Source organism: Sphingobacterium anhuiense, from assembly GCF_042686355.1.
GTDB lineage: Bacteria > Bacteroidota > Bacteroidia > Sphingobacteriales > Sphingobacteriaceae > Sphingobacterium > Sphingobacterium anhuiense.
In genome coordinates this window covers 67167-92452 of the sequence record NZ_JBHUPE010000004.1, presented here as the reverse complement: position 1 = coordinate 92452, position 25286 = coordinate 67167, and the positions used below count along the sequence as shown (strand labels likewise).

Annotated in this window: 19 protein-coding genes; 12 read left to right on the top strand and 7 right to left on the bottom strand. The window is 36.3% G+C overall.

Annotation, left to right across the window (positions count from 1 at the left end; genetic code table 11):
• Nucleotides 1-12: 12 nt before the first annotated feature.
• Both ACFS6I_RS06030 and ACFS6I_RS06025 read right to left on the bottom strand, forming a co-directional pair.
• Nucleotides 13-1506 carry a DUF1501 domain-containing protein gene (locus ACFS6I_RS06030; RefSeq protein ID WP_132773005.1) on the bottom strand — a complete coding sequence of 498 codons (1494 nt, stop codon included), beginning with the start codon at nucleotides 1504-1506 and terminating at the stop codon, nucleotides 13-15.
• Nucleotides 1507-1511: 5 nt separating this feature from the next.
• Nucleotides 1512-4268, bottom strand: coding sequence for a DUF1553 domain-containing protein (locus tag ACFS6I_RS06025; protein WP_380918832.1), 2757 nt, complete (start codon nucleotides 4266-4268; stop codon nucleotides 1512-1514).
• Between the two features lie 582 nt (nucleotides 4269-4850).
• On the opposite strand from ACFS6I_RS06025, the gene ACFS6I_RS06020 reads away from it, so the two are divergent.
• A complete protein-coding gene (locus tag ACFS6I_RS06020) occupies nucleotides 4851-5759 on the top strand; it encodes an AraC family transcriptional regulator (RefSeq protein WP_380918830.1) in 909 nt (302 codons plus the stop codon).
• Between the two features lie 163 nt (nucleotides 5760-5922).
• Nucleotides 5923-7743, top strand: a complete 1821-nt coding sequence (locus ACFS6I_RS06015; RefSeq protein ID WP_380918828.1) for an alpha-L-fucosidase — start codon at nucleotides 5923-5925, stop codon at nucleotides 7741-7743.
• A gap of 141 nt (nucleotides 7744-7884) precedes the next feature.
• Here ACFS6I_RS06015 and ACFS6I_RS06010 read toward each other — a convergent pair whose 3' ends face one another.
• From ACFS6I_RS06010 to ACFS6I_RS06000, 3 genes are all read right to left on the bottom strand, one after another.
• Nucleotides 7885-8805 (bottom strand): dihydrodipicolinate synthase family protein, encoded by a 921-nt coding sequence (locus tag ACFS6I_RS06010; protein WP_380918826.1) that lies wholly within the window; start codon nucleotides 8803-8805, stop codon nucleotides 7885-7887.
• Nucleotides 8806-8867: 62 nt separating this feature from the next.
• Nucleotides 8868-10433 (bottom strand): RagB/SusD family nutrient uptake outer membrane protein, encoded by a 1566-nt coding sequence (locus tag ACFS6I_RS06005; protein ID WP_380918824.1) that lies wholly within the window; start codon nucleotides 10431-10433, stop codon nucleotides 8868-8870.
• A 9-nt stretch (nucleotides 10434-10442) separates the two neighbouring features.
• Nucleotides 10443-13730 carry a SusC/RagA family TonB-linked outer membrane protein gene (locus ACFS6I_RS06000; protein ID WP_380918822.1) on the bottom strand — a complete coding sequence of 1096 codons (3288 nt, stop codon included), beginning with the start codon at nucleotides 13728-13730 and terminating at the stop codon, nucleotides 10443-10445.
• Between the two features lie 138 nt (nucleotides 13731-13868).
• Here ACFS6I_RS06000 and ACFS6I_RS05995 point away from each other — a divergent pair, with 138 nt between their 5' ends.
• Both ACFS6I_RS05995 and ACFS6I_RS05990 read left to right on the top strand, forming a co-directional pair.
• Complete coding sequence (locus tag ACFS6I_RS05995; protein ID WP_380918820.1) at nucleotides 13869-14600, top strand: FadR/GntR family transcriptional regulator; 732 nt, start codon at nucleotides 13869-13871, stop codon at nucleotides 14598-14600.
• Between the two features lie 180 nt (nucleotides 14601-14780).
• On the top strand, nucleotides 14781-15674 hold the full coding sequence (locus ACFS6I_RS05990) for a DMT family transporter (protein ID WP_380918818.1): 894 nt from the start codon (nucleotides 14781-14783) through the stop codon (nucleotides 15672-15674).
• A gap of 45 nt (nucleotides 15675-15719) precedes the next feature.
• On the opposite strand, the gene ACFS6I_RS05985 is transcribed toward ACFS6I_RS05990, so the two are convergent.
• Complete coding sequence (locus ACFS6I_RS05985; RefSeq protein WP_132842311.1) at nucleotides 15720-16049, bottom strand: DUF3276 family protein; 330 nt, start codon at nucleotides 16047-16049, stop codon at nucleotides 15720-15722.
• Nucleotides 16050-16333: 284 nt separating this feature from the next.
• On the opposite strand from ACFS6I_RS05985, the gene ACFS6I_RS05980 reads away from it, so the two are divergent.
• The 5 genes from ACFS6I_RS05980 (at nucleotide 16334) to ACFS6I_RS05960 (ending at nucleotide 21645) form a co-directional block, all read left to right on the top strand.
• Nucleotides 16334-17236 carry a LiaF transmembrane domain-containing protein gene (locus ACFS6I_RS05980; protein ID WP_380918816.1) on the top strand — a complete coding sequence of 301 codons (903 nt, stop codon included), beginning with the start codon at nucleotides 16334-16336 and terminating at the stop codon, nucleotides 17234-17236.
• Nucleotides 17237-17238: 2 nt separating this feature from the next.
• Entirely contained in the window at nucleotides 17239-18282 is a 1044-nt protein-coding gene (locus ACFS6I_RS05975) for a sensor histidine kinase (RefSeq protein WP_132842307.1), read from the top strand.
• Complete coding sequence (locus ACFS6I_RS05970; RefSeq protein ID WP_132842306.1) at nucleotides 18275-19015, top strand: LytR/AlgR family response regulator transcription factor; 741 nt, start codon at nucleotides 18275-18277, stop codon at nucleotides 19013-19015. The genes ACFS6I_RS05975 and ACFS6I_RS05970 overlap by 8 nt, the downstream gene beginning before the upstream one ends.
• Before the next feature lie 36 nt (nucleotides 19016-19051).
• Nucleotides 19052-20482 carry a serine hydrolase gene (locus tag ACFS6I_RS05965; RefSeq protein WP_380918814.1) on the top strand — a complete coding sequence of 477 codons (1431 nt, stop codon included), beginning with the start codon at nucleotides 19052-19054 and terminating at the stop codon, nucleotides 20480-20482.
• Nucleotides 20483-20661: 179 nt separating this feature from the next.
• Complete coding sequence (locus ACFS6I_RS05960) at nucleotides 20662-21645, top strand: 2-hydroxyacid dehydrogenase (protein ID WP_380918812.1); 984 nt, start codon at nucleotides 20662-20664, stop codon at nucleotides 21643-21645.
• Nucleotides 21646-21768: 123 nt separating this feature from the next.
• Here ACFS6I_RS05960 and ACFS6I_RS05955 read toward each other — a convergent pair whose 3' ends face one another.
• Nucleotides 21769-22620 (bottom strand): mechanosensitive ion channel family protein, encoded by an 852-nt coding sequence (locus ACFS6I_RS05955; protein WP_168126952.1) that lies wholly within the window; start codon nucleotides 22618-22620, stop codon nucleotides 21769-21771.
• A gap of 136 nt (nucleotides 22621-22756) precedes the next feature.
• Here ACFS6I_RS05955 and ACFS6I_RS05950 point away from each other — a divergent pair, with 136 nt between their 5' ends.
• From ACFS6I_RS05950 to ACFS6I_RS05940, 3 genes are read left to right on the top strand one after another with little or no spacing between them, the layout of a single operon-like run.
• Complete coding sequence (locus tag ACFS6I_RS05950) at nucleotides 22757-23626, top strand: AraC family transcriptional regulator (protein WP_380918809.1); 870 nt, start codon at nucleotides 22757-22759, stop codon at nucleotides 23624-23626.
• A gap of 2 nt (nucleotides 23627-23628) precedes the next feature.
• A complete protein-coding gene (locus ACFS6I_RS05945) occupies nucleotides 23629-24063 on the top strand; it encodes a DUF983 domain-containing protein (protein WP_168126953.1) in 435 nt (144 codons plus the stop codon).
• A 25-nt stretch (nucleotides 24064-24088) separates the two neighbouring features.
• Entirely contained in the window at nucleotides 24089-25273 is a 1185-nt protein-coding gene (locus ACFS6I_RS05940) for a cysteine desulfurase family protein (protein ID WP_380918807.1), read from the top strand.
• The last annotated feature ends 13 nt before the right edge of the window (nucleotides 25274-25286 follow it).

Here is a 25286-nt window from a genome sequence, read left to right as displayed (position 1 = left end):
TCCAATTATTTATTAAACAACTGCACTAATCAGGTTACCTTCAACATCCGTTAAACGGAATGGTCGGCCCTGAAATTCATAAGTAAATTTTTCATGATCGAAACCGAGCAAATGAAGCATTGTCGCATGTACATCATGAACGGACGATCTTCCGCTTACACCGGTAAACCCGATTTCATCTGTCTCTCCATAGGTCACCCCTTTCTTGACACCGCCTCCTGCCATCCAGATCGTATAGGCATCAGTATGATGATCACGTCCTAAAAAGGGCATATCGCTATTGTCTCTATTTTCCTGCATTGGAGTTCGTCCGAATTCTCCTCCCCAAACCACAAGCGTTTCGTCCAACAATCCACGTTGTTTAAGATCCATAATCAATGCGGTCATAGGTCTGTCGATTTCCCTACATTTGTTACGGAAACCATAATCAATAGAATCGGAAGCATTAGTTCCATGGCTATCCCATCCCCAATCAAACAACTGTACATAACGGACTCCTTGTTCAACCAGTTTTCGTGCTAATAAACAATTATTCGCAAAAGACTCTTTACCCGGTTCCGTACCATATAATTCATGAATATGCGCTGGTTCTTGACTGATGTCCATAACCTCAGGAACTGCTACCTGCATTTTGTAAGCCATCTCATATTGGGCTATTCGAGATAATGTTTCAGGATCTTTATAGGTATTATATTCGTCCTTGTTGACTTCATTAATCGCATCGATAGCATGTCTCTTTAAGTCTCTGCTCATGCCTTCCGGATCGGCAAGATATAGAACAGGATCACCTTTCGAACGGCATTGCACACCCTGATATACTGAAGGTAAGAATCCAGATCCCCAAACACTTTTTCCGGCATCGGGAGTCTTTCCACCTGAAGTCAATACCACAAAACCTGGCAAGTTGCTATTTTCTGATCCTAAACCATAAGTTACCCAAGATCCAATACTAGGTCTACCCAATCTCGCACTACCCGTTTGCATAAACATCTGTGCAGGACCATGATTAAACTGGTCTGTATGTACAGCCTTTAAAAAGCTGACATCGTCCACAACTTTACTAAAATGCGGTAGATGATCAGAAACCCAAGCTCCACTTTGCCCATACTGTTTGAAAGTCGCTTGAGGTCCTAGCATTTTAGGAGTACCTCTGATAAATGCAAAGGTTTTACCTGCTAATAGTGACTCAGGACAAGGTTGATTATGTAATGTCTGCAACACTGGCTTATAGTCAAAAAGTTCCAATTGTGAAGGAGCTCCTGCCATATGCAAGTAAATGACACTTTTTGCTTTTCCAGGAAAATGAGGTGATTTTGGTACAAGTGGATTCAATGCATTTAAATCTATAGCTCCAGATCCACTGGAGTTTCCTCCACAACTTGCTAAAAAACTTGCTAATGCTATGCTTCCAACACCTGCCACGCAATCCTTCAAAAAATGTCTGCGCGTTACCGCCTGCAATTTCTGCTGTTGCAATTCACGAAATAATTTATCGAGATCTTTCATGTCGTTTAAGATTTTGTAAGAAATTCATCCAGATTTAATAAAGCATTGGCTACCACCATGTAGGCAGCCTTTGATGTTAAAGATGGATCTTTTAAATCACTCGCATCAACAGCCATGAACTTAGCTGCCTCTGCTGGTTTTTTATTAAAATTTTGTAATGCTTCTTTATATAATTTTTCCAGTGCAACCACTTTTTCTGCACTCGGATTTTTTAACATCAGTTTCTTATAACCATAAGAAATTATTTTTTTAGAATCTCCTGCTCCTTCTTTCTGCATCAGCGTCGAAAGATGTTTAGCAGCCTCCAGATAAACGGGATCATTCAACGTGGTTAGTGCTTGTAATGGAGTATTTGTTCTGATCCGATCAACCAAACAGACCTCTCGACTCGATGCATCAAAAGAGATAAATGAAGGATAAGGACTTGTTCGCTTCAAAAATGTATATAATCCCCTTCTAAATTGGTCTTCACCTGTGCTTGTTGCCCAAGATTCACCACTATATACCGTCATCCATACACCATCGGGCTGATAGGGCATCACCGAAGGTCCATACATTTTAGAACTTAGGAGCCCACTTACGGCTAATGTCTGATCCCGAATCTGCTCTGCCGAAAGTCTAAATCGAGGTCCTCTCGCTAGAAATATATTGGCAGGATCTTTCTCCACATCTCCTTGATTTAAACTCGATGATTGCTTATAGGTGGAAGACATAACAATATCCTTAATAAGTGCTTTCATACTCCACTTTTTATTTTGCATGAGATCTAGCGCTAAGTAATCCAATAAATCAATATGCATAGATGGTGTACTTTGCGTCCCCATATCTCCTAATGGTTCCACCAGCCCGCGTCCAAATAGTTGCGCCCAAATTCTATTTACCAAAGTACGTGCTGTCAAAGGATTATCTTTACTTACAATCCATTTAGCAAATCCCAATCTATTGTTAGGAGCTCCCTTTGGAAAAGGATTTAATGTTTCAGGAACTGCAGGCTGCACCTCTTTACCTAATGCCAATCTATTTCCTCTCTCAAAAACATGTGTTTTACGATGCATTTCTGCAGGGTTTTCAATCATCACAGGTACACTTTCAGGATTTGCATTAATCAGTTGCATAAAGTTATTTTGCATACGCTGGGACTCCGGGTCTGCAGATACTGGAAAACCTTCGCGCAATGCGAACCACTCAATCATACAAATCGGCTGATCTTTTGCTGCTGTTGTATTCTTAAATATCAAATAAAGGTCATGAACTCCGGTATCTTCTTTCAGATCTGCTTGAATAACTTGTCTTCCTGAAGTACTAGGCAATTGTACTGTCGTCAGTAAGGGGCCTGTTTTACTGCCCTTTCTTACCTCTATGGCACCTCCATTTAATGATGTCCAATAATTAATATAAAATTGCTTTTTACCCTGCAAGGTGATGTGTTTCAATCGAGCACTTCCTCCTGAACGTATTCCGAGCCATTTAGTATCATACAAAGCGCCGTTTTCAACCTGATCACTATAATGTGCATGAATTTTTGGTTCCAAGGTATGCAAGAATAAGTCTGTAGAACGAATCAGCTTTTGATTCCCTTTCTGAGTCAACCAGGATTTGATACTATCCACTCTACTTTCATCTTCGGCCTTATAAAACCGCAACCTTGGATGATCACCTTGGGTATCTTCATCTCGTGTATTGTTAAAAAAAGCAACAGATTTATAATACTCTTCAAATTTAAATGGATCGTAAGTATGGCTGTGACACTGTACACACTCAAAAGTTGTACTTAACCAAACCTGATAAGTTGTATTGACCCGATCTAGAACAGAGGCCACACGAAACTCTTCACTGTCTGTCCCTCCTTCATCATTATTCATTGTATTTCTGTGAAAAGCAGTTGCAATAAGTTGATCTTTAGTTGGATCAGGTAATAAATCACCCGCTAATTGCTGTACCGTAAATTCGTCGAAAGGCATATCTTTATTAAAAGCTTTAATGAGCCAATCGCGATAAGGCCATATTTGTCTTGACCCATCCTTTTCATAACCTTTAGTATCGGCATAACGGGCTAAGTCCAGCCACCAACTAGCCCACTTTTCACCATACTGTTGTGAAGCTAGTAAACTATCAACTCTCAACTCATAAGCATTTCCCCTCGTATCATTTACAAATGATTGCAATTCGGTTAAACTTGGTGGAATACCGACCACATCTAGATACAATCGTCTCAATAAGGTCTCCTTATCTGCCTCTTTTGAAAAAGACAGGTCTTTCTCTTTCATTTTATCCTGAACGAAATAATCGATATTATTGGATATACCCGATGGATTCATTCCAAATAAACCAGCAAAAGAAAATGGTTTAGGTACTTCAACTTTTTCAGGCAAAGTATAAGCCCAGTGCTTGCCCCATTTCGCCCCCTCATTGATCCATCTTTTCAAGATGTCGATTTCATCATCACTCAATCGTGGCGCATTGTATGGCATTCTTAATTCGGGATCATCAATGGTCAAACGTTTAATAAATTCACTATGATCTGCATCGCCTGCGATTATAGCCGGCTTACCAGACTCTGCCTTAGCAAATGCCTCATTTTCGAAAAGCAAACTAAAACCTCCATTTTTCTTTACGCCACCATGGCAAGTAATGCAATGCTTATTAAGGATAGGTTTCACTTCAGCACTAAAATCAACAGGATCTTCCTTCTTAAAGGTAAACAATCCGACGACCACAATGGCACTCAATAAGAGGGATACGACGACGACTTTCTTTTTCATGTTTAATACGATTAATAACTGCTAAGCTTTTATTTTCAGTCGCTGTACAGCGATTTTAAACAAAGCCAATTAGTTGTATTCGCTTATTAGGTTTATAAAATAATACAAAGGTTTTATAATGTATCTTGCTAACAGAAGTTCTTCTTCATTTATAAAAAATAAAATTAAGGATCTTCAACCTCATAAAATACAACCTCATTAACAAATAATGACAGTATATTGACGTTAATACTTTTTTTGTGTAATTTATTTGTTTCTTTCAGCGTCATAATAATCCTATGTTTAATTTATGATGCTCTTTATAACTTGAAATGATATGGCTATCATGGAGAATTTTTCCTTTAAAACTAGCGACCATCTACAATATCAAAAATTTTACTATTCACGATTTGATAACCTAGCTTATGGGAGTCGTTCATCAATCACATTGTTGTAATGCTAATTAGCATACATCGACATCAGCAGTTCATCTTTTACAACTATATATCCCTAAAAAGCGACGGAAGATCACAAAAGATCAAAAATTGTTTTATTATACCGAAATTTATATATTCGTAGGTTACAAGCCAATTATCTAGACGAATGAAAGCTAAATTAATAGAAATCAGTCCACTTCCGAAGAAAACAATACATATCAAACATGTGGACGAAGCTTTTTTTAGTAATCCTTTGCACTTTCATGAACTATGCGAACTAGTCCTTATCGAAGAAAGTTACGGCAAACGTATTGTTGGTAATCATATTGACTCATTTAGTGCAGGAGATATGGTATTAATCGGGCCTAACATTCCACATATTTGGCATAATGATGACGCATTTTTAAAGCCAGATTACCATGAGCGTGCTAAAGCTCTTGTCATTTACTTTCCAGCTGACTTTCTTATTCAATTGACCGATGATCAATCGACAATTCAAGCCATGCAAAAATTTATTGATAAGACTAAAGATGGTTTACGTTTTTATGGGAATACATTAAAAAATGCAATGACACTCATGCGGGATCTAGTCCATAAAGATTCTTTTTCAAAAATAACCGGTTTCTTAAATCTTATCGCACTATTGCATCAAAGTACCGAATATGATCATTTATCATCAGGGACATATAAACCTGTTTACAGCGAAAAGGATAATAAACGGATAAACATTATTTATGTTTACGTAATGCAAAACTTTAGAGAAACCGTTTCGTTGCAGGAAGCGGCTAGCCTCTTAAATATGAACTCAAATGCTTTCTGCAGGTTCTTCAAAAAACACACTCAAAAATCGTTTTCTAAATTCGTAAATGAAACACGCATAGGACATGCCTGCAAATTGCTGGAAGACAAGAATCTGAATATTTCAGAGGTATGTTATGCTAGCGGTTATCAAAATTTAACAAACTTCAATAAGTTTTTTAAAGAAATTATGAATAAAAATCCGAGAACCTATCGAAAAGAAATGGAAGTTGGTAGATTTAGCGCACCAATTAAATCTATTTCTTCCAATGATTAGTATCATTCACAACGAATAATATGTTCTAAATAATTATGGTAACATTCATATTCCAAAGTTTTCAAATAAAAAATAATTCGCTTTCTTTGGAACTGATAAAGAATAAAAGTTAAAGGGTATTCTATAGTAAATAGATAATATCAACATAAACCATAAAAACTAAATGAAAATAATTAAGAAAATTGCTCTTTTAGGATTATTATCGACAGCAGTATTATCGAGTAATGCGCAATCTGTTCCATACGAAGGAGTATCTGGATGGGAGGAGACAAAAGACAGTCGGATGGAGTGGTTCAGAGAGGCCCGATTTGGACTTTTCATCCATTGGGGACTTTATAGTGCTGCTGGAGGTAGCTGGGAAGGAAAACAATATCCACAACATTATGCCGAATGGATTCAAGCATGGGCAAAAGTACCGAGCAAGCCGTATTCCGAAGTCTTAAAACCAAAATTCACAGCTTCAAAATTTGATGCCTCTGCCTGGGCATCGCTTGCAGAAGAAGCAGGTATGAAATATGTTATTATAACCTCACGTCACCACGAAGGATTCTCAATTTTTAATAGTCAGCAACCTTATTCATTAAAAAATGACATCACAGGAAGTACTAATATTTCACCTAAAGGACGAGATCTTTATGGAGAAGTCGTTAAAGCATTTCGTGCTAAAGGTCTGAAAGCAGGTGCTTACTATTCGTTATTGGATTGGCAACATCCGGACTCTTATGAAGGTCTTTCCTATTTGAACCCCAACCCTACTGGCTATAAGCCCAATCATGAAGTCTATAAAGATTATTTATATGGGCAGGTGAAAGAGCTTGCGAATAATTATGGAGGTTTAGATGTACTATGGCTTGACTTTAGCAGTAAAAATCATCAGGGAGAGAGCTGGGGTACAAAACGTATTCTTACTGACTTAATTAAATGGCAGCCTCAAATTATTGTCAATAACCGTTTCTGGGATGGTCTTGAAAATAAAAATGGAGATATTGGAACTCCCGAAAAATATATACCACCTACAGGTCTTCCGGGAATGGACTGGGAAGTGAGCCACACGATGAATGAAAGCTATGGCTATAGTGCACATGACCAGAATTGGAAATCATTTGATAAAACAATGCGTCTATTTATCGAAACAGTAAGTAAAGGTGGAAATTTCCTACTCAATGTTGGTCCGGATGGTGAAGGTGCTATTCCAGAGAAAGCCGTCAAACTACTTAAGGACATCGGTCAATGGATGAAAGTAAATAATGAATCCATATATGGAACCACTGCAAGTCCGTTTCAAGGATTAGATTGGGGCTATTGTACTCAAAAAGATGGTAAACTATATTTCCATGTATTCGATATTCCATCAAATGGCAATATAGAAGTACCATTAGCTAGTGCTATTCATAAAGCCTATTTATTAGGAAGTTCCAAAAAATCATTAAAGATATCAAAATCTGCTTCGGGAAAAACAATCCAATTACCTGCGGACTTTAAAGGACAGATGCCAATGGTTATCGTTGCAGAAATCAAAGGAACTCCTCAAGTAATACAGCAACAGATATTAACTCAAAAAGATGGTAGAATAATCTTAACGGCTAACAATGCTAAATTAATCGGTACTGGAGGAATTAAACTTATTGGCGCAACGACTCATGATCCGAATCGTCCAAATGCAATTGGCGACTGGTCTAAAAAATCCGATCAGGTGGCTTGGGATGTAAAAATACAACGCCCTGGCACCTATAAGATAGTTGTTAATTATCTTCCGCACGAGCAAAAATCAGGAACTATTTCGCTAAGTCTCGGAACGAACAACTTATCTTATCAACTCAAGGCAACCAAAGGTAGCCAATTTGTAGATGTTGAAACAGGAACATTTGAAATTTCACAACAGGCCCTTGGAGACACCGCCTTAAAAGTGGAACTAAAAGCGCTTGAAATTACGGGAAATTCACTACCTGAGATTAGTTCAATCAGTCTCGTTCCTGTCAAATAAACTGCAATAAATAGACAGCTAAGAGCCCCTTTTCATCTGTAAAAAGCAAATGGAAAAGGGCTCTTTTCTTTTAAATTTGATGTCGATTTTCGCAAAAATTTAGGAAATAATTATTTGTTTCCACTTAATTGCTGTTAAAATCTATTTTGAACAGAAAGAACTAAAATTCAATTTTTCAACATCAGATTTGAATGATTCATATTGCTCTGCAGTCATATTTTTGACTGGTAGTCGAAACTCTCCACAATCTAATCCAATCTGTTTCATATATGCCTTACCTACTGAAATACCGCCATATTTTCCAAGCAGGGTAATCATATCAATAGACTGTTGCTGAAGAGCATTTGCTCTGTCAAAATCACCATCATCAAATGCTTTGATCAGGTCATAATATAATGGTGCTGCATAATTGTAAGTACTCCCAACCGCTCCCCTCGCTCCTAATACTAGAGCAGATAGCATATTCTCATCTCTACCCCACAGCATATCGTACTTTCGATCTTTATAGTTTATACACGATAGAAAATCCATAAAGTCTTCATGCGTATACTTAATTCCTACAAAATTCGGAATTTTGCCGTCTACTGCTTTCAGTAAATCAATCATTGGAAAATTACCACCTGTCAACACCGGTATATGATAATAATAAAATGCCGTATTGGGAGCTGCTTCAGCAACAGCAGCACAACATTTAGCAAGCTGATCCACATTTGCAGGCTTGAAATAAAATGGTGCTGTAAATGAAATAGCGTCTACGCCTTCTGCTTCAGCTATTGTGGCCAACTCTCGGCATTCTTTAATGTTGGTACCGCCTAAGAGTATCATTAAACTAAAATCAGGATCGTTTTTTGTTAACCTGGTCCATGCTTTTAAGACATCGACTTTTTCTTGAAAAGTTAATGAAACTCCTTCACCTGTTGATCCACAGATAAAGCCTCCCGTAATCTTATTATTTTTTAAAGACTGGTAATAATTTGGTATTTGTGCTAAATTTAATGCTCCATTCTCGTCAAATGGCGTGAAAGGGGCGGCAATTAAGCCATCTATTTTTTTTGTGATCATATATAATAATTAGATTTTTCTAAAGTGAAATTCTACTCCATTATGGAGTAGAATTTTTGTGGTTAGGTTCCGGAATAACCGGGATTTTGTTGTCCAGTTAATTTCGGATCTGCTGATAACGTCCCTAAATCTATAGGCCATAAAAGTTTATGTTTCTGACTTTCAGTATTATCCAAAACACCAACTAAAGGCAAATCACGGCGAAACACAAGAGGCTTGCCACTAGCATCTTGCATGCGACGCAAATCAAACCATTGATGTCCTTCCGAAACAAATTCTTTAGTACGCTCGTAATAAATGGCAAGTTCATTACTTTCAAAAGTTCCATTTACAAATAATGGCGCTTTTCCATTATATGCACGATTTCTTACTTTCATAATTTCATCAGTTGGATCTTGACCTAATTTATTTTTTATTTCAGCTAAAAGTAAATAAGCGTCCGCAAGTCTATAAATAGGATAATCATCTGAATAATTACGTACCCCGTCAATTAAGGTCCCTAAAAATTTTCGCAAGAATGTTGCAGAGGTACTACCTTTATTAAAATTTATAAACGTAGCATTTGCCCTAGTATCATTTTTCTCAAATAATTTATACAAATCAATTTTATATTGATAACGGATGATACCAGTAGAGCCTGCCTGTAGTGGATCTTTCGGTATAGCCATGCCATTTTCGTCAACATATCCCGAAATGTCATCAGAAGCTGCATATATAAAATTATTAAAGAAATTGGTAGCTTCCTGATTCATGTAACGTAGCGTAAAAATAATTTCAGAATTACCTTTCATAGCCGGAATACTAGCAGATTGAAATACGTTTGAAAAATTATTCTGTAAAGAATATCGCGGTATTACATCTTCAACTGCACTTTTAGCAATATCGAGATCGGCTTTAACATTCTGAGGAGCCTTACCATCTAAATCAACTTTAGCTGTCCATAAGTACACCTCTGTTTTCAACATTTTAGTGGCAGCTAAAGACCACTGTGCTTTTTGATTTTTTGTATCATAAACAATTCCAAATGATTTTTCAGATTTATCAATTTCTGATTTAATAAAAGCCATTGTTTCTAGCTCTGTTTCTGTTCGAGCTTTGTACGCTTCTTCCGCTGAACTAGGTGTATTAACTGCTGCTTGAGGTTCAGTAACCAGTGGCACACGTCCGTAAGTTCTGAATAAGTAAAAATAATAGAAAGCTCTAAGTCCATATGCCTGTCCCAAATAGTAGCCTTTTTGTGCTTCAGTAAGATAATCGGCTTTTTCTACCTGGTAAATGAAATTATTAACTTGAAATAAAGGTCCATAAAGACCAGCCCAAGCACTAAATCCAGGTGAACTTTCACGAATGTCCTGAATTATTATATTAGCAGAATTTAATGAAGAGGTACCAATATCTGCAGTACCATTTCTCAAAGTTCCACCACGAAGTTCACCTAAACTCCATAGCGTTTGTTGTTGTCCCCTCAACTGTCCATGAAGGCCCAGCATTGCCCCAGCAACTTGATCGTTATTTTTCCAAAATGATCCACTAGCAAAATAATCTTCTGGGGCCAGATCTAATTCCATTTCTTTACAAGAGGAAAGAAATGAGGATGCTATTAGTAAATAAATAAATATATTTTTCATCGCTTTGCATTAAAATGTTAATTGTAAACCTAATATAAATGTTCGGGGTAATGGATATCCTCCGCCTCCCTGTCCGACACTACCGCTTTCTGCTGAAAATAAAGTGTTTTTTGTCCAGTAATGAAGGTTTTGTCCTGTTAAAGAAACATTTAAATCTTCCATTTTTATCTTATTTGCTAAGGTTTTAGGTAATCTATATCCAAGGGTTAATTCGCGAAATGCCAGATAGTTTCCCTTATTGTAAAACATGCTACTTTCCCGACTTGTATTATTTTTAAATAATTGATCTGCCCAGTAATAAGAAGGGTACTGAGCATTGGGATTTTCCGGAGTCCAAGTATTAAATACGTCTGTTGTCGTATTAAATGTTCCTTGCATCATTCCTAGAAACCAAGCCCTTGGTCCATCATAGGCAACATAACCTAAGGCATAATCAAAACGGCTATTTAAACTAAGATCTTTCCAGCGTACAGAAAGCCCGAAACCTCCAGTCCATTTAGGAACTGTATTTCCCATATAAACACGATCATAAGAATTAATAATACCATCACCATTTACATCTTTCCACATAACATCACCTAGAGCTAATGGGTAATATAGTCCTTTCTGATCGGCTGGTAGCGCATTAAATACATCTGGATGAACAAGTGTTCTTGCTCCGATCAAATCCTTTAGTTGTAAAGCATAATTATCTAGATCCTGCTGGGTACGAATAATACCTGTAGCTTCATAAGCATATGCGACATTTGGATCTTGTCCTTCTTGAAAACCACCAACCCAGATCAATTCCTTAGTTTTTGAATCATACACCTGCAAACCGCCCTGTCTATTATTTTCAACACCATTATATGGTAATTTTAATATTTTGTTTTTATTATAAGCGGTGTTCCAACTAACATTTACATCCCAATTAGACTTTCGGAGTAATTGATAATTTAAATCAACTTCCACTCCTTGGTTTTGCATATCACCATTGTTGGTTGTAATAGTTGTGAATCCAGCAGAAGCAGGTAATGTTAGGTTAGCTATTTTATCTTTTGTCGTACGATGATAATAAGCGACCGTAAGATCTAATTTATTGAATAGTCTAGTTTCTAAACCAACTTCTTTAGTCATTAAACTTTCCCATTTCAAGTTAGGGATAGATAAAGTTGACATCGTGTATCCTACCTGACCATCATATTTACTAGTTCCATAAGAACCTTGTAAGGTATATGAACCTATTCCACTAACATTTCCGTTTGCACCATAACTTGCACGCAGTTTTAATGAATTCACAGTATGATCAGCACCTAAATAATCCTTTAAAAAATCTTCTTTATGTAAAGCCCAGCCTAGTGATATTCCAGGAAAAGTTCCCCATCGATTATTAAGGAGAGTAGAATAACCATCGCGTCTTGCTGTCAAAGTCATCAGATATTTTTCCTTATAATCATAATTGACACGTCCAAAATAGGAAGTTATACGTTGGCGATCATGATACGAGTCAATCGCTCTCTTATTTGCTTCTGGGCTTGTTAAACCCAAATCCATAAAATCATCTGTTGGCGCTCCTGTTCCTGAAGCGGAAAAACCATTATTATATGCATCAAAAAATTCCCAACCGATCATCGCATCAATATGATGATCCTCACGAATGTTCGTATTGTAGTTTAATACGGCATTATAAGTTTGGTTATAGATCTTATCATAGGAAGCAGATGAATTACGTGTGCGTACATAATTTCCCGGACTTGCTAAATAATCCTTATTAAATGATTCTGCTGTTGACTGATTAAAAAACCAATTACCACTAACTCTTAAGCTTAAATTTTCTAAAAAATTGACGGTAAAAGCCTGTGATAATGTAAGCTTTTGATTAATATTTTTCCGAATAAACTTATCATCATTTACAACTGGATTACCATCTTGCCAATCTTTTCCAACAAGCAATTCTCCATTGGCATTAACACCGCGCATAGTTGGAGGCGCTCCTAATGCACGGGTCATGTAATTACCTTCACCATTAATAGCATCACGCCATTTTGTATAAGCAAAATTGACTCCTGAAAAGGACTGTAACCACGGCTTAATTTTATAATCACCATTTAATACAAAGGTTGTCCGATCATAAAAACTACTGATTGGCATTCCCTTTTCATTATATTTGCCAACACTTCCATAATACTTCCCCTTATCATTCCCACCTTGAACGGCAATATTATAGTCTTGAGTTAAGCTGAAATCACGTAATGCATAATCCGCGTAATCGAAATCTTTAAAAATTAATTCTTTACCCGTAACTGGATCAATCATTGTCTGCCAGCCTTGCTGCAATAGCTCTCTATTTGTATCATCTAAGAACATTGTGCTCCAAACTGCATTACTTGTTACATTTCCATCTAAAATGTTTCCATTTGCATCTTTATACAAATTACCAGTACCAAATGGGAGAACTTTCGTTAATTGATCTAATTGGCTAGGTTGATACTGCCCTGACAATTGAACTCCTTTTCGACTCCAATTTATATAATCTCGTGCATTTAAAAACTTAAATGGAGAGTTTAAAGTATTAATACCAACTTTAGATTGAAGTGTAACATTAGATACGCCTTCTTTTCCTTTTTTAGTAGTGATTAATACCACCCCATTTGCCGCTCTTGCTCCGTAAATAGCTGTAGCCGATGCATCTTTTAGAACATCAATAGATTCTATATCATTTTGATTAATATCATTAAATCCGCTTCGAATTAAACCATCAACAATTACTAATGGATTCCCACCGCCAGCATATGTAGTCCCCCCTCTTAGCGTTACTGATGGCACCGCACCAGGCCTACCTGAAGTTTGCTGTACTCTAATACCTGGAATTGTTCCCGCTAATGCAGAAGCTGGATTGGATCGAACACCCGTTTCTAAAACTTTCTTATCCAATCGACTTACGGAGCCCGTCAAATTGGATTTTTTCATCTTTCCATAGCCCACAACAACAACCTCATCAATTTGTTGATTGGAAGATTCTAATTTAATTTCCAAGGATTCTGCCTGTCCAACTTTTACTTCCTGAGGTTTGTATCCTGTAGAAGTAATGACCAGGATCGCATTCGGATTAGTCGGTAAAATAAAGGAACCATCAGCTTTTGTTTGTAAAGATTGCTTACTTCCCTTCACGTTAATAGTTACATTTCCCAAAACTTCTCCTGTAACGGCATCTCTGACTTTACCTTGAATGTTTCGATCCTGCGCATGGAGTACAGCTAGATTTCCTGCTAGCATAGACCAGAGTAATAAATGTTTTAATTTTCGGTTTGAATACATATTGGTTATTATTAAGTATTACATAAAGCAAATTTATATAATTTAATTTGTAAAAAACAACATTAAATTAATATTATGTACAACATACTTGTAAAAATTTATATGTATATTTGTTTTTAGGCGTATAAATGCACTTTTATGAGTACAAATCCAACATTGATCAATTTTGTTAACACCATTGATACCTCTTCACTCGTTGATAAAGTGGAGAAAGAAATCATCAATTTATTCATTAGTCAGGGATTAAAAATAGGCGATGCACTTCCCAAGGAATTAGAATTAGCGGAAACTTTAGGAGTAAGCCGCACTGTGATCCGAGAAGCAATGTTACGTTTAAGACTAGTAGGCTTAGTAGAATCTAAAAAACATAGAGGTGCTGTATTAACCAGTCCGGATCTGATCAGTCCGATGAAAAAATCGCTTTACCCAACGATCATGGATGATAAGACACTGCGTGATTTATTTGAAATGAGATTGATATTGGAGCTTGGAATGGCAGATTTACTTTATCAAAGAATTACCCCTGCAGATATTCAAGAATTAGAAGTAATTGTTGCTAAAGAATCAAATGATAATGACAACAGCATATTCGATATTGAAACAGAAGTTGCATTCCATGGTAAATTATATGAGATCAGTGGGAATATCATGCTTAAAGATTTTCAAAATCTTCTTTTACCAGTCTTTAAATTCGTACATTCGAGTGGCATGCTCATTGAAAAGTCAAATTCAAAGAATTTTATATCTCACCGTGGCTTGGTGGACATATTAAAGGTAGGAACTCCTGAAGTTTTCAGAAATGCGATGCGCCAGCACTTAGATAATCACTTTCAGCGTATACAACAATACGATAACAAATCTATTGATTAAAGATTCAATATTTCATCATAACTTATTACTATACAACAACTGCTTTCATACCAGGAATATGAAAGCAGTGTATCTCATACCTATAAACTTGCTACTTAAATGTTAAGTATAATGAATATGTAGCGCTCCCGTAGCCGACTTCATTCGAACAACATCCATATTTCACTTCTATTTACCTTTATGCCCACAAAAAAAAGTACGATTTATAAAGGCTTTTCTTTAGCAATTGCAGCGGCTATCCTATGGGGAGTATCTGGGACATTAGCACAATTTCTATTTCAAAAAAGGGAAATAAATGTTGAATGGTTGATTACAGTTCGTATGTTACTATCCGGCATCTGCTTACTAAGCTTTGCAAAAACTAGCGAAAGAGCGCCTATATTTAAAATTTGGAAAACTAAAATTGACAGTTTACAACTACTTGCCTTTAGCATTTTTGGTATGCTAGCTGTACAATATACTTATTTTGCGGCCATTAAGCATTCGAATGCCGCTACCGCTACTGTGCTACAATATGCTGGTCCAATCATAATCGCTATCTATTTAGCTTTTAAGCATAAAAGATTACCCAGCCTTTTAGAATTATTTGCTATTATTCTGGCAATAATTGGAACTTTTCTATTAGTTACAAATGGTAACATCAATACCCTCGCCATATCCAATACCGCGCTGTTTTTTGGCTTAGCCTCTGCGGTCGCATTAGCCATCTACACTTTAATGCCGATGACATTACTATCAAAACATAAATCCTCTGTAGTGATTGGCTGGTTTCTCCTTTGTGGTGGTATTGCCTTCAGTTTCATGAAAGCACCTTGGGATATTCAGGGCGTTTGGGATACTAAAACTTATTTATTTACGGCACTCATTATTCTTTTCGGAACTGTATTTCCATTTTACTTCTATCTGACTTCCGTAAAATTAATCGGTGGGCAGAAAGCGAGTCTGTTAGCATCAGCTGAGCCTCTTTCTGCAACACTTTTGGCCGTATCTTGGCTTCATGTTCCCTTTTCCTTGTGGGATTGGATAGGAACTTTCTGCATTATCGCTACCGTCTTCATGTTAAGTAAAAAATAAAAAAGGCTGTAAGAGTATTACAGCCTTTAAATAATTTATAAAATCTTAGAAAGAAAAATCATCCTTAGATGATTCACTAGCATATGCTGGGTCATCAAAATTAGGCTCGTAGCGTTTTTCAAGAACTTCCTGATTCGATTTAATGTATTCAACAACATCAGTCAAGCCCTCTGCAAATTTTTCAAAGTCTTCTTTATACAAGAATATTTTGTGTTTAATAAACTGGCCGTCTTCAAAACGTTTCTTGCTTTCAGTGATGGTAATGTAGTAATCGTTAGACCGTGTAGCCTTTACATCAAAAAAATAGGTACGTTTACCCGCTCTCACTTTTTTTGAAAAAACCTCTTCTCGCTCTTTGTTTTCAAAATCTCCCATTGGTTATTATTTAAGTTTAAGTTATCTTAATCTTTGATAAATATATAATATTTAGCATGTAACTTCCAAATATTATTCAAAAAAAATAAATTTTGAACCTATATTAAGCTCTTTTAACGAACTTGATTTTTAGATTTGATCGATAAATGTCATCTATCGCTCATCAACGATATTTTTTCACCGAGGATTTTATTACATTTACCGAATATTATTGATCGATTACCTATTTCAATTACTCAAGAAGATATAACAGCTATACCTTTGAAGTATAAATTTTAAAAGTCATGGAAAAAGAGCCATTCGTACCAAAAAGCAACAACAGTAAAAATATCATAGGTGGTATCATCATACTCATCGGTATTCTATTACTATTAAAAAATTTAGATTTAGACTTCTTCTTCCCTTCATGGATATTTGGCTGGTATATGATTTTGATTATTATCGGTCTTGTAATAGGTGTCAATTCTAATTTTCAAAAAAAATCTTCTATCATCTTAATTGCGGTTGGTCTGGCATTTCTAGCTAGAAGAATCATGCACACCGATTTTGGCGGAATTATATTCCCGATCTTGATTATTGGATTAGGAGCATATTTTATCATGGGAAGAAAAAAAGGTTTACCTCCTATGCCTCCCATGCCTATCAACCCGAGTGGTCCTCCAAAGCCTCCCGCAGACTTTGACTGGGATAAGCGTGTTATCGATCCGGCAACTGAAAATGATCAACAAACAGTAGCTGAAAATGACGAGACAAGCGGAAACGCCAACAGCAATACAAATAGCAATCAAGGTCTGCCTAATGAGCAGGCCTTTGCCACTCCATATTATGCACAGACTGAAAATAGCTTTGAAGATGTTTTAAATGTCAATTCCATCTTTGCAAGCCTCAAAAAATTTATTCTATCTAAAAATTTCAGAGGTGGTAACATAGCATGTATGTTCGGTAGCGTATCCATTGATCTAACACAGGCTGATATAACCGACATTGCCGTTATTGATGCTTTCCAAATGTTTGGAAGTGCTAAAATTATTGTTCCAGCTAATTGGACTGTTTACTCTAATGTATCATCCGTATTCGGTGATGTTGATGACCGACGTTTCAATGTGGGTCTAACAAGAGATCCAGCTAAAAAATTATATATCACAGGTACTTGTCTTTTTGGAAATTTAACCATTAGAAATGCCTAGACATGAAGGATAAACTTTTATTGCAGAATAAAAATAAACTGATTTTAATCATTTGTTTAAGCATATTGCTTGGCTACTTTGTCATGCAATATGCTTTAATGTATAGGTCCGGGTTTCCCAGCGAAATAACAATCAAGGACTCCATTATCAACAGTTTAATGATGATGCTCTGTTGCTATGCAATTTCCACCACGCTCAATTACTATATACCTAAACCTAACCAAATCTGGAAGGTGCTTATTATAGGCTTCATTATGAGCGGCATAAGCATTCTTGGAAGCCGACTGGTCGTTCAATATTATCTTCCGAAGGAGCATTTAAAAATCTATGACCTTATTATTCCTTATCGCTATATTGTTAATTTTTTAATCTTAACATCTGTAGCAATTTTCATTATTGTATGGAATATACAGGAAGAATATATTTCTAACATCAAAAGAAAGCAAGATTCGGAAAATCAACTGCGCGAAGCAGAATTGTACAACCTTAGACAGCAATTACAGCCTCATTTCCTTTTTAACAGTCTCAATTCCATCATTGCTTTAATAGGTAGTAAGCCAGATGAGGCCCGCAATATGACCTTTCAATTGTCAGATTTTTTAAGGGGTACACTCCGAAAAGAAAATAACCAGTTGATCGTACTCCAAGAGGAATTAAATCATCTTGAACTATACTTAGATATTGAAAAAGTAAGATTCGGTCACCGACTCAATATCCACATTGATCATGATCAAGATGTTTTGTCGACCAAAATACCGGCGATGATTTTACAACCGCTAGTTGAAAACGCTATTAAACATGGCCTATACAATGTAACAGAAAATGTAACCATCAGCATTAAATGTTTCTTAGATAATAAAACATTACATGTTTCGATAGAAAATCCCTTTGAGCCAGGTGAATCCGTGCAATCTAAAGGAACAGGCTTTGGACTTACCAGTATCCAACGGCGCTTATTTCTTCTTTTTGGAAGAAATGACCTACTAACGACACAAACCGAACAAAATATATTTACAAGCAGTATCAAAATCCCGCAATATGATTAAAGTTATCCTTATAGATGATGAACCTCTAGCGCGTTCTATCTTAGTAGAGTACCTGAGCAAAGATCCGTTAGTTTCTATTGTTGCAGAATGTGGAGATGGATTTGAAGGAGTAAAAGCAATACAGCAACACCAACCAGACCTACTCTTTCTAGATGTTCAAATGCCTAAATTAACAGGCTTCGAAATGTTGGAATTAGTCGAAAACCCACCCGCAGTAATCTTTACAACAGCATTTGATGACTATGCACTCAAAGCTTTTGAAAAAAATGCGATTGACTATTTGATGAAACCAATTTCACCGAACAGATTTAAGCAAGCATTCGAGAAGTTTAAATTAAGTTTTTCAAAACCAAATGCAGAACCAGCACCTAATTATGAAGCAGTCATTCATCAAGAGGAATCAAAACTAGACCGCATCGTTGTAAAAACAGGAACACAGATTAAAATTATACCTGTTCCACAAATCAAATACCTGGAAGCCTATGATGATTATGTTAAAATCCATACTGCAGACGGCCTATATTTGAAAAATAAAACAATGGCTTTCTTTGAAAAACATCTAGATGAACAAACATTCGTTAGAATACACCGTTCTTACATCATCAAGATCGATCAGTTGGCACGCATTGAACCGTGGGAAAAAGATAGCTTCGTCGCAATTTTAATAACTGGTGAGAAGCTGAACATTAGTAAATCTGGATACGCCAGATTAAAACAAATGATTGGCATATAAATAAAGTTTATGTAAATTTGTAGCAGTATAATCATTATGAAAAATTTTATTGCTGCACTTTTACTCAGTAGCTCATTGACTGCTGTTGCTCAAAATTCTAATCAAGAACAAATTAATCACACGTTCTATAATAAAATAGAATTTTTTATCAATTCACAACAGACAGATTCCATTTATAAACTGGCGAATGAAGATTTTAAGAGAGCAGTACCTTATTCTTCTTTAAAAAACTTACTGGAAAATGAAATTTATCCGTTAGGTAGGATCAAACATGCTGAAAAAATAAACTTCAGTAATGGAGTAAGTCAGTATCGTGTAGATTTCACCGATAAATCCTTTCAGGTTCCCTTCGGTGTGGATAGCACATTGCATTACCACACTTTAGGTTTTCAACCCGTTACCAAACCTGTTGCAGAGAAACAGGCACCTGTATTAACAAATACCGTTGTCGAAAATAAAGTTGATTTTTTCATTGATTCTGCGGCCAATATTTATACCAAAAAGGGGAATACACAATCTTTAGCAATTGGTATCATAAAAAATGGACAGTTAAACACCTACTTTTACGGTGAAACTGAAAAAGGAAATAAAATCCTACCCACAAGCAGTACCCTTTATGAAATAGGTTCACTGTCCAAAATCTTCACGGCTACATTATTAGCGGATTTCGTTCAAAATGGAACTTTAAGCTTAGATCAGAAAATCATTGATTTCTTACCCGATTCATTAAAAATAAATCCAAGCTTACAAAAAATAACGTTTAAAGCCCTCGCAAATCATACTTCCGGTTTGCCTCGGTTACCAGATAATCTGGAGAAAACAAAAGGTTTTGACCCCAACAACCCATATAAAAATTATGATAGAAAATATTTATATCAATATTTGACTACTTTCAAAGCCGAAAATGAAAGCGGAGAAAAATATGAATATAGTAATCTTGGCTATGCATTATTAGGAGATATATTGACATCTCTTCATAAAAAAAGTTACAACACGGAAATTCAGGAAATAATCGCAAAACCTTTAGGCTTAACATCGACTACTGATGTTCTAAATCCTAAAACACAATATCTACCAAAAGTCTATAACATCAAGGGAGAAGAAACGAAAGCATGGGATTTTCAAATTTTTAGTGCGGCAGGAGGTCTAAAATCGACTGTTACCGATTTAATGACCTTCGCACAGAAACAGTTCAAAATGCCGGAAACGCAATTGGAAAATGCAATGGCACTGACGCGTCAATTCACTTATTTCCTTCCTCCTAGCACAGATATTGGCCTAGCTTGGCACATGGATTTATTGGATGATATTACTTACTGTTATCACACAGGTGGTACAGGTGGCAGCAGTTCATTCATAGCCATTGCACCAGATAAAAAAACAGCAGTAGTCTTACTTTCCAATGCTGCCGAATCTATCGAGACAACTGGATTATCGATTTTCCATTTTCTACTTTCTCAAAAATAAGATAAAGCAAACATTCAAATACTTAGGGGACATATTGAATAATATGTCCCCTATTTTTTTAATCGCCTCCATAAAATAATGATGAACCAATGAGATATCGATTTGTTTTACATATATAATTACATCATAAATAAAACAAATTTAGCTAAGTTTGATAATAGAAAATTGATTTTAAGCGTATGAAAGTTTTTATCTGCAGAACAATTCCTCAAAAAGCGATTGATAGTTTACAGCAAGCTGGTTTTGACATCACCTATCGCACAGAACCCGGAAATATTATTCAATCAGATTTAATTAAAGCCTGTCAACAGGTAGATTATTTATTTGCCGCCGGACATAATCTGCTAGATGAAAAATTTTTCGAAACATGTCGTCATCTTAAGGGAATAGCATTGATGAGTGCCGGATATGACAGTGTTGACCTTAAAGCCGCAACCAAATATGGTATTCCTGTAAGCAATACACCTGATGTGTTATCCAATGCAACTGCTGATATCGCTTTTCTATTAATGCTCGCAGTGTCGCGAAAAGCGTTTTTCATGAACCGAAAAATCATGAATAACGAATGGAAAGATTTTGAATTAACAGAACATCTCGGTGTGGAGCTTGATGGAAAGACTTTAGGAATTTTTGGATTAGGCCGTATTGGTTTTGAACTCGCAAGGAAAGCCAAAGCTGCTTATAATATGGATATCATTTATTACAATAGACATCCAAACAGTAATGCAAAACGACTTTTGGATGCTACTTACGTAAATTATGATGAATTATTAACCCGAAGTGATGTGCTGTCGGTTCATTCGAATCTTACAGCAGAGACGAAAGGGAAATTTAATAAAGAAGCCTTCAAAAGAATGAAAAACACAGCTATTTTCATCAATACAGCCCGTGGGGGATTACATCAAGAAGAAGATTTATACACGGCATTAACAAGCGGAGAACTGTGGGGGGCTGGTCTAGATGTCACTAACCCTGAGCCTATGGCATTTGACAATCCACTGCTTAGCTTGCCTAACGTAGCAGTATTGCCCCATATCGGATCTGCCACAACAGAAGCTAGGGATAATATGGCGTTAATGGCAGCTCATAATTTGATCGCCGCTAATAAGCACATCAAAATGCCTCAAATTTTAAATAGAGAAATTTATGAAAATAATATATAAATTGATCAATAAAATCAATAAACTGATTTTACCTCGATATGCAAAGAAAGATCCTTCAAAACTAAAAAAGTACCAACAAGCTATATTAGCTTATCGGTACTTTATTTTGGTCCGATCACTCGATTAAGATTTCATAATACGGTCCTGCCCTCCCTTTAGATCCGAAATAATACGCATCTCGGTCTGTGGATAAGGAATACTGATGTTATGTTTATCCAAAGCATTTTTAATAGCTTCTTGATTTTCATTGTTCGCTGGCCAAAAATCTTCCTTTTTTGTCCATGCACGAATGGTGAGATTAACGGAACTATCTCCCAACCCTTTCACAAAAACCTCAACTGGAGGAGTTTTCAGAATACGTGAATCATTATGAAGTACGTCCATAATAATCTCACGCGCTTCCTTAATATTGGCATCATATGAAATACCAACCGTATACTCAAAACGGCGATTGGTAATTTTGGTGAAATTTTGAATAACAGAATTTGCTAAAGGACCATTTGGACTAAATACACGAACACCATCTCCAGCAATTAACGTCGTATATAAAATATCAATCCTTTCCACAGTGCCTGATGTACCGTTACTGCTACTCACATAGTCTCCAACTTCGAAAGGTCTAAATAAAAGAATCAGTACCCCGCCGGCAAAATTACTTAAACTGCCCTGCAATGCTAGACCTGCTGCCAGACCAAACGCTGATAAAGCGGCAATAAAGGAAGTTGTTTCAATTCCCATAGTACTCGCGACTGTTAGGAATAATAGGGCGTAAAATACAACACGCAAGATACTCATCGCAAATCCCCGTATTGATAAGTCAACATTACGCTTTTCAAATCTCCTACTGATCAGGCCAAGTAAAAACTTGACAATGTAGCTTCCAACGATTAATATAATAATCCCTGTAATAATACTTGGTGTCTTTAAAAGTACAACTTCTAGTAACGTATCCAGACTGCTTTCTAATCTATTCATTTGTTATCTGTTTTTGTTTCTCATAAATATAACAATTGAGTCACGAATTGACAATAAAATTATCAATCGTTGAAAAACACCATAAAATCGATAATTAAATCAGTTGCAAATGTGATTTTTGAAGTAAATTTGTACTGTGATAAAGAAAAGTACCATACCCGTATTAGATAACTGCTCCATCAATAATGATTCGAGCAGCCTCTTATTTGTCGATCATCTTGCTGATTACATCGCGATGCATCACAATATGGTATTTCCGCATAAACACAATTTCTACCATTTTGTGCTCTTTACAAAAGGTTCCGGCAATCACCTGATCGATTTTGAAAAACATGAAATAGAAGCATATCAAATCTACTTTATGGCCCCTGGCCAAGTTCATACTTGGAATTTCAACGGTGATGAGGAAGGGTTTGTAGTAAACTTTGATCCGGAATATTTTCAATCTTTCTTATTACGAACAGATTATTTAAATCGTTTCTCATTTTTAAGTGGTCAGAATGATCAGATTGTATTTACAATTCCCGAATCGAATCGAAAAGATGCTGTAAAAATATTTGAGGCATTTTATCAGACAAGTAAAAATCCGACTGTTAGTGATTTAATCCGGGTGAGCTTACTTCAGTTATTGCTTTGGATTGAATCTTGGCATGGTACAAAAACAGAGAAAACGAGTAATCCTTATAATTATACCATATTCCACAATTACCAGCGTTTAGTGGAAAAGAATTTTAAAGAGATTAGATTACCTAAAGCATATGCGGAACAGCTATTTATTACTCCTAATCATTTAAATGCCATCTGTAAATCTTATATCGGAAGTGCAGCAGGAGAAATAATACGAGAACGCGTATTGCTTGAAGCAAAGCGATTATTGGTCAATAAAAATCTCAATATTAATGAGATCGCCATCGAGTTGAATTTTAATGACAACTCTTATTTTACTAAATTTTTTAAAAAAGCTACTGGATTAACACCCGATGAATTCAGAAAAAACAACAGTTAGATATGAAAGAGAAGGAAACTACTTACGAATTATCAGAATTTAAAGCCGCCAGCAAGGCACTATGTCCACGCTGTCGTAAAGGAAAAATATTCACAGGGAATACTTATGGCTTTAAAACACAAAAAATGAACACACATTGTGATTATTGTGGTTTACGCTACGAACGCGAACCCGGATATTTCTACGTGTCAATGTTTGTGAGTTATGCATTTACCGTTGCTGAAATGATAACAGCTTGTGTGGCAACTTATATACTAACGGGAAACGACAGTTCTTTTTGGCTTTACTCCATTGTGGCACTTGTAACCGTTTTTGTATTGAGTCCTTTCAACTACCGTTATTCCAGAGTGGTACTGATGTACTGGTTGAGTCCAGGATTGAATTACAATCCGAATATCAAACAAAAAGAAATCAACCCCACATCAAGGACTTTATAAACAAGATAATATTTACCTTTATAAAATGAAGGAGTTAATTTATCTCGACAATAATGCAACAACTAAAATCATGGATGAAGTATGGGATGCTATGGTACCCTATTTCATCCATAATTATGCAAATGCCTCCAGTGTGTATCATAGCATGGGGCGTGAAGCCAACGGAGCAATAGAAAAAGCCCGTCTACAGGTAGCCCGATCTCTTAACTGTCAACCTAAAGAGATCTTTTTCAATTCAGGCGCAACCGAATCCATTAACACAGTACTAAAAGGAATTTATAAAAATTATAAATCCAAAGGCAATCATATCATTACGGTCAAAACAGAGCACAAAGCTGTTTTAGAAACCCTGCTACAATTAGAAAAAGAGGGGGCTTTCGTTACCTACCTTGATGTTGATCACACTGGAAAAATAGATTTAAGTGTTCTAGAAGAGCATATTACGGCACAGACCATATTAGTCTGTATTATGGCCGCAAATAATGAAACCGGATATATCCACCCTATTCAGGAAATTGCGATGTTATGCAAAGATAAAGACTGTTTATATTTTTGTGATGCTACACAATACATTGGCAAAATCCCGCTTGATCTTGGGCAGATCCCTATTGACATATTGTGTTTAAGTGCTCACAAAATGCATGGCCCCAAAGGCATTGGCGCATTATTCATCCGTCGCAAGTCCAAACCCATCCAAATCAGTGCACTGATTACAGGTGGAGGACAAGAAAATGGTTTTCGGGCAGGTACATACAATGTTCCCAATATTGTTGGTCTAGGATCAGCAATAACCCACATGCAGCATCATGAAAGAGATTTTGAGCATACGATTCAATTGAGGGAATATTTAGAAAATGCATTAAGTAAAATCCCTGCAACTTATATTCATGCAAAGACAGCTTCACGTTTACCTAATACCACGTCGATCTGTTTCAAGCATTTACTTGCGAGCGAGCTCATGACCCATTGTCCACAATTAGCATTATCCTCCGGTTCTGCATGTGTTAGTGGTACCAGAGACCCGTCTCACGTACTACTTGCTATGGGGGTTTCAAAAGAAGATGCCTTAGCAACAGTACGATTCAGTATAAGCAGATTGACAACAAAAGAAGAAGTAGAAACCACCACTAGACTCATTACAGAAGCCGTGACAAAAATTAGACAAAACTCTCCTATCTGGCAACTCTTCCAAGCCGGTCTTATTACTTAATTATTACATTTAG